Source organism: Pseudomonas sp. UBA4617 (assembly GCF_002386445.1).
Taxonomy (GTDB): domain Bacteria; phylum Pseudomonadota; class Gammaproteobacteria; order Pseudomonadales; family Pseudomonadaceae; genus Aquipseudomonas.
The window spans coordinates 14,846-24,804 of the sequence record NZ_DGIR01000016.1 but is presented as its reverse complement, the minus strand read 5'-3'; the positions used below and the strand labels follow the sequence as shown (position 1 = coordinate 24,804).

Annotated in this window: 7 protein-coding genes and 1 pseudogene; 4 read left to right on the top strand and 4 right to left on the bottom strand. The window is 64.9% G+C overall.

Translation table 11 applies throughout. The features are described from left to right. Positions 1–4 precede the first annotated feature (4 nt). Genes B4L76_RS05830 through B4L76_RS05820 form a run of 3 tightly spaced genes read right to left on the bottom strand, consistent with a single transcriptional unit; the run spans position 5 to position 2,856 of the window. Entirely contained in the window at positions 5–325 is a 321-nt protein-coding gene (locus tag B4L76_RS05830; RefSeq protein ID WP_296231144.1) for an NIPSNAP family protein, read from the bottom strand. After that, entirely contained in the window at positions 310–2,043 is a 1,734-nt protein-coding gene (locus B4L76_RS05825; protein ID WP_296231143.1) for an FAD-dependent oxidoreductase, read from the bottom strand. The genes B4L76_RS05830 and B4L76_RS05825 overlap by 16 nt, the downstream gene beginning before the upstream one ends. A 3-nt stretch (positions 2,044–2,046) precedes the next feature. Beyond that, a complete protein-coding gene (locus B4L76_RS05820) occupies positions 2,047–2,856 on the bottom strand; it encodes a shikimate dehydrogenase family protein (protein WP_296231142.1) in 810 nt (269 codons plus the stop codon). 151 nt (positions 2,857–3,007) lie between these two features. Between B4L76_RS05820 and B4L76_RS05815 the strand changes: the two genes are divergently transcribed. Beyond that, positions 3,008–3,778, top strand: a complete 771-nt coding sequence (locus B4L76_RS05815) for an IclR family transcriptional regulator domain-containing protein (RefSeq protein ID WP_296231141.1) — start codon at positions 3,008–3,010, stop codon at positions 3,776–3,778. 42 nt (positions 3,779–3,820) lie between these two features. Beyond that, positions 3,821–3,962 (top strand): annotated as a pseudogene (locus B4L76_RS24230) (IclR family transcriptional regulator); the annotation flags it as partial. 49 nt (positions 3,963–4,011) lie between these two features. Here the strand turns inward: B4L76_RS24230 and B4L76_RS05810 are convergent. Further along, the gene (locus tag B4L76_RS05810) at positions 4,012–5,865 is read right to left on the bottom strand and encodes an ABC transporter ATP-binding protein (RefSeq protein ID WP_296231140.1); all 1,854 of its coding nucleotides are present in this window, start codon (positions 5,863–5,865) and stop codon (positions 4,012–4,014) included. A 377-nt stretch (positions 5,866–6,242) separates the two neighbouring features. Between B4L76_RS05810 and katG the strand changes: the two genes are divergently transcribed. Continuing rightward, a complete protein-coding gene (gene katG / locus B4L76_RS05805) occupies positions 6,243–8,501 on the top strand; it encodes a catalase/peroxidase HPI (protein WP_296231138.1) in 2,259 nt (752 codons plus the stop codon). A gap of 113 nt (positions 8,502–8,614) precedes the next feature. Then, complete coding sequence (pssA, locus tag B4L76_RS05800) at positions 8,615–9,943, top strand: CDP-diacylglycerol--serine O-phosphatidyltransferase (protein ID WP_296231136.1); 1,329 nt, start codon at positions 8,615–8,617, stop codon at positions 9,941–9,943. Positions 9,944–9,959 lie beyond the last annotated feature (16 nt).

Sequence of the window (9,959 nt, the reverse complement as noted above, 5' to 3'; positions counted from 1 at the left end):
GCTGCTACTGCAGCGGTGAAAAGCCGGTAGGCCGCAGCAGCTGCGACTGCAAGCGCAGCACCGCGCCGAGTTCGCGGTTACGCCGTGAAAACTCTGCCCAGCGCGGGTCTGCCGCCATGGCGGCGCGGCGTGTCATACGCTCGTCGAGGCTGGCGTAACCCCAGATGTGCACCACCTGGTTGGCTTCGCCGAACTCATTGGTGAAAAAGCCGAGAAGATGGCCGAGGTGCTCGCGCTGAACTTCCAGTGCATGGCTTTGGTACAGGGCGAGCCAGTCGGCCATTTTCAGTGGGTCGAGGGTGTAGGTTCTCAGTTCGTAGTACATGCCGGGGTCTCCGTGGCGGTGGTCGGCGCCTGCAGGCGCGCGGCGATGTGGCTGGCTGCGAGCCAGCCGAAGGTGAGGGCAGGGCCCAGGGTGATGCCGGGTCCCGGATAGGTGCCTTTCATCAGGGAATTCATGTCGTTGCCCACAGCGTACAGCCCGGTGATCGGCTGGCCGTCGCGGTTCAGCACGTTGGCCTGGGCGTTGGTCACCAGCCCGCAGGCCGAACCGAGGTCGCCGGTGTGCAGGCGGATGGCGTAGAACGGCGGGCTGACGAGTGGCGCCAGGCACGGGTTGGGTGTGTGCTGTGGGTCGCCCATGTAGCGGTTGTAGCTGTTGCCGCCTTTGCCGAAGGCGCGGTCAATGCCTTCGCGTGCATCGGCGTTGAATTGCTGCAGGGTTTGCATGAACACCAGCGGGTCGGCGCCAATGGCCTGGGCCAGCGCTTGCGCGGTAGGTGCGCGTTGCAGGTAGCCGGCGTCGATCAGTGCCTGGTTGTTGACCGGCTTGGGCCGCGCCAGGCCCAGGCCGTAGCGGTCCATCGCCGCGGCATCACAGACCAGCCAGCAACTGGCGATACCGTTGGCGAGCATGGTGTGGACGAAATGGTGGTAGGAGTCGGATTCGTTGACGAAGCGCCGCCCGTCCGTGGTCACCGCGATCACCCCCGGCTTGGCACGGTCGGTGACCAGGTGGGGAAAGCGTTCGTGCTCGCCGTTGGCATGGCGCAGCTCGGACACCGGCGCCCAGAAGAAGTTGGCCGCCAGGCCCTGGCCCTGGGCCGCGGCGACGGCCTGAGCAAGACGCAGGGCTGCGCCGTCATTGCCAGGTGGTGACATGCTCAGGTGCGGCCCTTGCTGGGTGGGCCGGTAGCTGGCGGCCAACGCGCCGGCAGCGAACCCGCCCATCGCGCACACCACGCCGCCACGGGCCAGCACCCGTTCGACGCGCCCTTCACGTTGTACCACCACGCCGATGACGGCGCCGCGTTCGACGATCAGCTCCAACGCGTCGCTGCGCAACCACAGCTGGGCGCCATGCTCGAAGGCGCTGGTCGCCAGGCGGGCGATCAAGGCGTTACCGGTGGTAAGCCGCGTACCGCGATGGTGCCGCAGGCGGTCACCCGCGTAGCGGGCCATCAGCTTCAGGCAGTGCCACAGTGACCGGGGCGAACGGCGCATGCTGAGGAAGTGCTGGATGTCCACGCGGTTGACCATCATGCCGCCGAACAGCAGCATGCCTGGCGGGGGCATTCGCAGGTCCTTGAAGCGCTGCCCAAGGCGCGTGCCGTCATACTCGAGCATCTCCAGCGCCCGGCCGAACTGGGTGGCGCCAGGGGCGTCCGGGTAATAGTCGGGCGAATGCGGGCGCAGCGCATAGCGCAATTCGCTGTGCTGCTCCAGCCAGCGCAGCGCCTGGTGGCCGTGTTCGATGAAGGCGTCGACGAGGACGGGGTCGTAGCCGTCGCCGATCACATGCCGTAGGTAGCTGCGGATAGCTTCGGGGGAGTCATCGGCCCCGGCAGCGCGGGCCTGATCGGTGCCATACAGCCACACCGCCCCGCCGGAAATGGCCGAGGTGCCACCAAACTGCGCGGCTTTTTCCACCACCAGTACCTTCAGGCCAAGGCAGGCAGCTGTGGTGGCCGCGGCAAAGCCAGCGGCGCCGCTGCCCAGCACGACCAGGTCAAACTGATGCTGCGCGTGTTCAAGTGTTGGCATGGCTCAGATCTCCAGCGGTGTTACACCCATGAAGGCGCCCAGGTGGCCGAGTTGGGCGAAGGCCATTTCCGAGCCCGTCTGGACCGTGCAGCCGACTTCGCGTGCGCGTTTCAGCAGCGGCGTGATTTCCGGCGAGGTGACTACGTCGGCGACCAGTGTGGCTGGCTGCAAGGTGGCGAGCAGGGCGGCCGGCAGCGGCAGCGCTGCGTTGTCGCCCATGCCGACGGGGGAGGCGTTGACCAGCAGATCGAAGCTTTCCAGGCCGTCGACCCGGGTGGCGAGTGCGACCTTGGGGAAGGCTTGGCCGAGCAGTTCGCACACTGCGCCCATACGGGCCGAGCAGGGGTCGCTGAGCGCCACGCTGGCGATGCCCGCTGCGCCCAAGGCGTAGGCGATGGCGCTGCCGACCCCGCCACATCCGACTACCAACGCACGCTTGCCCGCCGGCTCGAAGCCATGTTTGCGTGCGGCGCCGAGGAAGCCGGCACCGTCGACGTTGTCGCCGAGCAAGCGGCCGTCACGCTCGCGGCGAATCACGTTGACCGAACCCAAGGCGGCTGCGCGTTGGCTCAGGTCGTCCAGGCGGCTGGCCAGGGCCTGCTTGTGCGGCACGGTGACCACGCAACCGCGCAGGTTGTGCCAGCCACGCAGGGTGCCGATGAACGCATCGAGCGCGCTTGCCTGCAGGTCGATGGGCAGCATGGCGAGGTTGCAATTGTTGTTGGCGAACCAGTTGTTGAAGTTCTCGGGGGACTTCACCTGGGTGATGGGCGAACCGACGATGGCGACCAGTTCAGTGGAACCACGAATCATGCTGACCTCCTTATTTGGCGTTGTCATGGAGGCAAGGGTGAGGCAGAGAGGAACCGACAACAATGCGCTCGTCACCGTTTTGATGCGATAATCGCACTGCCGGTCCGTTTATCGCATCGGTTGCGGTATTTCCTGTCTGCGAGTCGATTGAATGAACACTTCAGTGATCCATCCCCGCGACCTGATCGCGGGTTTGCAGAAAGGCCTGGCCTTGATGCAGTTGTTCAGCGCCGAGCAGCCGCGCCTGAGCGTGCCGCAGGCGGCCAGGTTGTCCGGCCTTACCCCCAGTGCCGCCCGACGCTTCTTGCTGACCTTGGTGCACGAGGGGTTTGCCGCAACCGATAACCGCGAGTACTGGCTGACACCCAAGGCCTTGCGCCTGGGCCAGGCCTATGTGGACTCGGCGCAATTGCCGCGCATGCTGCGGCCGATCGTCGAGCAGGTGGCACGGCAGACCCAGGAGCATGTGTCGGTGGGTACCCGTGATGGCGACGAAATCATTCACCTGGTGCGCAGCCGCTACAGCCATGTGGCCTCGTTGTCGATCCGGCCGGGCTCGCGGGTGCCGATGTATTGCACGGCCGGTGGGCGGATATGGCTGGCCTGGCTGGACGAGCAGGCGCGGGATGATTACCTGGCGCGCAACCCGCTACGGGCATTGACGCCTTACACCCAGACGGACCGCGGGCTACTGCAAACGGAGCTACTGCGAGTCCGGGAGCAGGGGTTCTGCATCGTCGACCAGGAATTTGAAATCGGCATGCGCGTGTTGGGCGTGCCGCTACTGGACCGCGCCGGCAAATTGAAAGCGACGCTGACCATTACCACCGATGCTTCGCGGTTGAGTGTGGATGAAATGCGCTTGCGCTACTTGCCCAGACTGTATGAGGCGCAGGCGTTGTTGCGGCCGGTGCTGGATTGAACTGACGGCCGTTCCAGCAAGTACTGCCGCGACCTCAGTGGCGCCCTGAGCGTGGCGACCATCAGTGGCGGCCAACCGCATACCGACCGTGGTGGCACTGCTCAAGCGCGAGGCGGCGGCGACAGGTGAGCGGATCAACCCGTTCGACCCGGTGCTGCGCCGGCCTTCGCCTGTGTTTGGTCAGGCTGGGAAGCGGGCGGTACGGTGCCATCTACCATGCCGCCGCCCTGGGCCTATTCCACCGCTTCGGCCACGCCTTGGTCCTCGCCCAGGAACCCGCCACTCTGGTGCTGCCACAAGCGTGCATACGTCCCGTTCTTCGCCAGCAACTGCGCATGGGTACCTTGCTCGATGATGCGCCCTTCATCCATGACGATCAGCCGGTCCATGGCGGCGATGGTCGACAAGCGGTGGGCGATGGCAATGACGGTCTTGCCCTGCATCATTTCATCCAGGCTTTCCTGGATCGCCACTTCCACTTCCGAATCCAGCGCGCTGGTGGCTTCGTCCAGCAACAGGATCGGCGCATTCTTCAACATCACCCGGGCAATCGCGATGCGCTGGCGCTGGCCGCCGGACAGCTTGATGCCGCGCTCGCCCACCAGCGTGTCATAGCCGCTGTGGCCCTGGCGGTCGCTGAGCTGGCTGATGAACCCGTCGGCCTGCGCATTCACCGCAGCGGCGCGGATCTGCGCCTCGGTCGCATCGGGGCGGCCATAGGCGATGTTGTCGCGAATCGAGCGGTGCAACAGCGAGGTGTCCTGGGTGACCATGCCGATGGCGCTGCGCAGGCTGTCCTGGGTAACCCGGGCGATGTTCTGCCCGTCGATGCGGATTTCGCCACTGTCCACGTCATAGAAACGCAGCAGCAGGTTGATCAGCGTGGACTTGCCGGCGCCGGAGCGGCCCACCAGGCCGACCTTCTCACCAGGGTGGATGTGCAGGCTCAGGTCGTTGAGCACCTGGCGCTCGCCGTTGTAGTTGAAACTGACCTTGTCGAAGGTCACCGCGCCGCCGCGGGTGACCAGCTCGCCCGCGTCCGGCGCATCCTGCACCTTGGGGCCACGGGTCAGGGTGTCCATGCCGTCCTGCACGGTGCCGATGTTTTCGAACAGCGAGGTCATCTGCCACATGATCCAGTGCGACATGCCGTTGATACGCAGGGCCATGGCGGTTATTGCCGCCACCGCGCCGGTGCCGACCTGGCCCTGGTGCCAGAGCCACAGGGCATAGCCGCCGGCCCCCAGGATCAGGCCCACCACCAGCGCCTGGTTGACGATTTCGAACTGGCTGACCAGGCGCATCTGGCGAAAGCCGGTGTGCTTGAAATCCTCCATGGCGGCACGCGCGAAGTGCGCTTCCCGTTTGGAATGCGAGAACAGCTTGACCGTGGTGATGTTGGTGTAGGCGTCGGACACGCGCCCGGTCATCGACGACCGCGCATGGGCCTGTTCCTGCCCGACCTTGCCCAGGCGCGGTACGAAATAGAGCATGGCCAGGCCGAACAGGAGCACCCAGGCCATGAACGGCAGCATCAGTTTTACGGCAAAGCCGCCGGCCAGGGCAATGATCGCAATGAAGTACACGCCGATGCCGGGCAGGATCTCGATGATGGTGAACAACACTTCACGCACCGCCAGTGCCGTCTGCATCACCTTGGTGGTGACCCTGCCGGAGAACTCGTCGGAAAAGAAGGACAGGCTCTGGCGCAGCATCAGCCGGTGGAAATCCCAGCGCAGGCGCAACGGCAAATTGATCGCCAGTACCTGGTGCTGGACCATCGTGCGCAATGCCACCAGCCCGATGCTGGTCAGCAGGACGATGCCGATCCCCCACAGTACGTGACTTTCCTGCGGGCTGGCCGGGTCACCAGCCTGCCAGGCTGCAAGCAGGTCGACCACCTGGCCGAGGAAGGCGAACAGCCAGGCTTCGTAGATCGACACCGCGGCGCTGAGCAATGCCAGCGCCAGGATGTAGCCGCGCGCGCCGCGGGTGCAGGCCCACATGAACCGCAACAGGCCCACCGGTGGTGGCGGCACTTCGTCGGGGGGAAACGGGTCGAGCCATCGTTCAAAAATACGCAACATGCTTGTCTCCGGAAATCTGCTGATGCCTGGCCGCTAACCATACAGAACACGCCACGCTTCGGGGGTTCGAGTTGCCAGGGCGATCCCTTGCGCTGTAAGGCCGGCGAACCTGCAAGGTGACAGAGCCAGGCTATCAGGCTCTAACAGTCACTCTATTAGCTCTCTGCCCAAGCTCGGCTAGTCTTTTATCTGGCTTCGCCAATTGCGCCAGCGGGCGGTGTGTCAGCACTTGCGTGCAAGACCGCAGTCGTTTGCCGTGGCAGTTTCGCAAGCCCTCGTACAGACCTGATAAGGGGCAGCACGAGCGCACGCGCTCGGCTGAAAGAATACCTGGCACAGACCGGAACTCTGGATAAACGACCCGAAGGTACACGCAGATGTCGAACGCATCGAAATGCCCGTTCCATCAAACCGCAGGTGGCGGCACCACCAACCGTGACTGGTGGCCTGACCAGCTCAACCTGAGAATTCTCCACCAGCATTCCTCCAAGTCCGACCCGATGGACCCGGGTTTCGATTATGCCAAGGCGTTCAAAAGCCTCGACTTCCAGGCCCTGAAGCAAGACCTGACCGCCCTGATGACCGATTCCCAGGACTGGTGGCCCGCCGACTTCGGCCATTACGGGCCGCTGTTCATCCGCATGGCCTGGCACAGCGCCGGTACCTACCGCATCGGCGATGGCCGCGGCGGTGCTGGCTCTGGCCAGCAGCGCTTCGCCCCGCTCAACAGCTGGCCGGACAACGTCAGCCTGGATAAAGCCCGACGGCTGCTGTGGCCGATCAAGCAGAAATACGGCAACAAGATTTCCTGGGCCGACCTGATCGTGCTCACCGGTAACGTCGCACTTGAATCCATGGGCTTCAAGACCTTCGGCTTTTCCGGTGGCCGTGCCGATGTTTGGGAGCCGGACGAAGATGTGTACTGGGGTTCGGAAAAGGTCTGGCTGGGCGGTGACCTTCGTTATGGCAAGGAACAGGTCAAGGCCCAACCGCCGGGCCAGGGTGACCTGGTCGCCGAACCAGCGAAGCACCCGGAGGAGCAAAGCCGCGAACTGAGTGGTGAACGCAACCTGGAAAACCCGTTGGCCGCGGTGCAGATGGGCCTGATCTACGTGAACCCGGAAGGCCCGGACGGTAACCCCGACCCGGTCGCTTCGGGCCGGGATATCCGCGAAACCTTCGGTCGCATGGCCATGAACGATGAAGAAACCGTGGCCCTGATCGCCGGCGGGCATGCCTTCGGCAAGACCCACGGCGCCGGCCCTGCCGACAATGTCGGTGCCGAGCCGGAAGCGGCCGGTCTGGAACTGCAAGGCCTGGGCTGGGCCAACCGATTCGGTACGGGTAAAGGTGCAGACACCATCACCAGCGGTCTGGAGGTCACCTGGACCTCCACCCCCACCCGCTGGGGCAACGAGTACCTCAACAACCTGTTCAACTTCGAATGGGAACTGACCAAGAGCCCGGCAGGCGCGCACCAGTGGCGGCCGAAAGACGGCAAAGGCGCAGGCACCGTGCCGGATGCTCACGACCCGGGCAAGCGCCACGCGCCGTCCATGCTCACCTCCGACCTGGCGCTGCGCTTCGACCCGATCTACGAGCCGATCGCCCGCCGCTTCAAGGACAACCCCGAGCAGCTTGCAGACGCTTTCGCTCGCGCCTGGTACAAACTGATTCACCGTGACATGGGGCCGCTGGCGCGCTACCTGGGCCCGGAAATGCCCGACGAAGAGCTGCTGTGGCAAGACCCTATTCCCAAAGTCGACCACCCGTTGGTGGGCGAGCAGGACATTGCTGCACTCAAGGCCAAGGTACTGGCCGCAGGCCTGAGCGTCGGCGAGCTGGTGGCCACCGCCTGGGCGGCCGCGTCGACCTTCCGCGGCTCGGACAAGCGTGGCGGGGCCAACGGTGGTCGCCTGCGCCTGGCACCGCAGAAAGACTGGCCGGCCAACCAGGGCACCGGCAAGGTGCTGGCGGCGCTGGAGCAGATCCAGGCCGAGTTCAATGCCGGCGGCAAGAAAATCTCCCTGGCCGACCTGATCGTCCTCGCCGGCGCGGCCGCGGTGGAAAAGGCTGCCAGGGATGCCGGGCACGACCTCAGCGTGGCCTTCCGCCCGGGGCGTGCCGACGCTTCGCAGGCGCAGACCGACGTCGAGTCCTTCGCTGTGCTGGAGCCGCTGGCCGATGGCTTCCGCAACTTCACCAAGGCCCGCTACAGCGTCAAGGCCGAAAAGCTGCTGCTGGACAAGGCCCAACTGCTGACCCTCACGGCCCCTGAACTGACCGTGCTGATTGGCGGCCTGCGCGTGCTCGGTGCCAACCATGGCGGCAACCAGCAGGGCGTATTCACCGACAAGGTCGGCACCCTGAGCAACGATTTCTTCCGCAACCTGCTCGACATGGGCGTGGAATGGAAGGCGACCTCGGCTGACAACGAGGCGTTCGAAGGCCGTGACCGCAAGACCGGGCAGGTGAAATGGAGCGCCAGCCGGGTCGACCTGGTATTTGGCTCGCATGCTCAGTTGCGGGCGTTGAGCGAGGTGTATGGCAGCAGTGATGGCGGTGAAAAGTTCGTCAAGGACTTTGTGGCAGCCTGGGAGAAGGTCATGGAGCTGGACCGGTTCGACCTGAAGTAACGGTGTTGCAGTGCAGGGGCGCCTGGCGCCCCTTTTCGCGCGGCGCTGGACCATTGCGCCGTTCCTGTGCAAGCTGATGCATGACAGTGATTGCACAGAGAAGGTAATCGTCAGTGACCCCCGAAACCCTGTTGGCAGGTTTGCCAGGCTACGCCCTGGCGCCTGGGTCGATCCAGGTATTGGCCGATGCCAAGGCCTATCACGCTTGCCTGCTCGAGCAGATCCGCGCAGCGACCCGACGCATTGTCATCGTCGCGCTATACCTGCAGCAAGACGAGGCAGGCCAGGAGGTGCTGGATGCCTTGTACCAGGCCAAGGCCGCACGGCCAGGCCTGGATATCACCATCGTGGTCGACTGGTTCCGTGCCCGGCGCGGCTTGCTGGGCGCTGGCCGCCAGCCGGGTAATGCCGCCTGGTATCAGGCCCAGCGCCAGCAGCACGGGCTGGATATCGTGATCCATGGCGTGCCGGTGCAAACCCGCGAGCTGTTCGGTGTGCTGCACCTGAAGGGCAGCATCATCGACGACTGCGTGATCTACACCGGCGCCAGCCTGAACAACGTCTACCTGCACCGCTTCGACCGCTACCGCCTGGACCGCTACCACCTGTTCCACTCGCCAGCGCTTGCCGACGCCATGGTCGACCTGGTCCGGCGCCTGTTGCATCACACCGCGACGCCGCGCCTGGACCTGCCGGCCCAGCCTTCCACCCGCAGCCTGCGCAGCGATATCCGGCGCTTGCGTGCGCGGCTGCGGCGCATGGCTTATGACGCACCGGCCAGTGTGCCGGGGCAAGGCCTGCGCGTGATTCCGCTGCTGGGCGTGGGCCGTGGCAACCCACTGAACCGGGCAGTGTGTGCCTTGCTGGCGGCGGCGCGTCGCCAGGTCATCATCAGCACGCCATATTTCAACCCGCCACGGGTGTTGATGCGTGAGCTCGATCATGCGCTGGAGCGAGGCGTGCGGGTAGAACTGATCGTCGGCGACCGTACCGCCAACGACTTCTATATCGCCCCCGGTGAACCGTTCAGTGCCAGTGGTGCCTTGCCTTATCTGTATGAGGACAACCTGCGTGCCTTCGCCCGGCGTCGCCACGCCGCGATTGCCAGCGGCCAGTTGCAGGTACGGATCTGGAACGACCCTGGGCATACCTTCCATGCCAAGGGGGTGTGGGTCGACCAACGCTATTCGTTGTTGACCGGCAATAACCTCAACCCACGCGGCTTCAACCTGGACCTGGAGAATGGCCTGCTCATCGATGACCCGCACGGCGAATGGCAGGTGCCCCGGGAGGCCGAGCTGGCCGCATTGCGCCGGCATGCGCCGCAGATCGACCCGGTGCAAGCGCTGGGGAGCAAGGCTGAGCATCCGAAGGAAGTACGCACGCTCTTGCGTCGGCTACGCTTCAGTCGGTTGGAGCCGTTGATCAAACGGGTCCTTTGAGGTTTCGTTCGAGTCT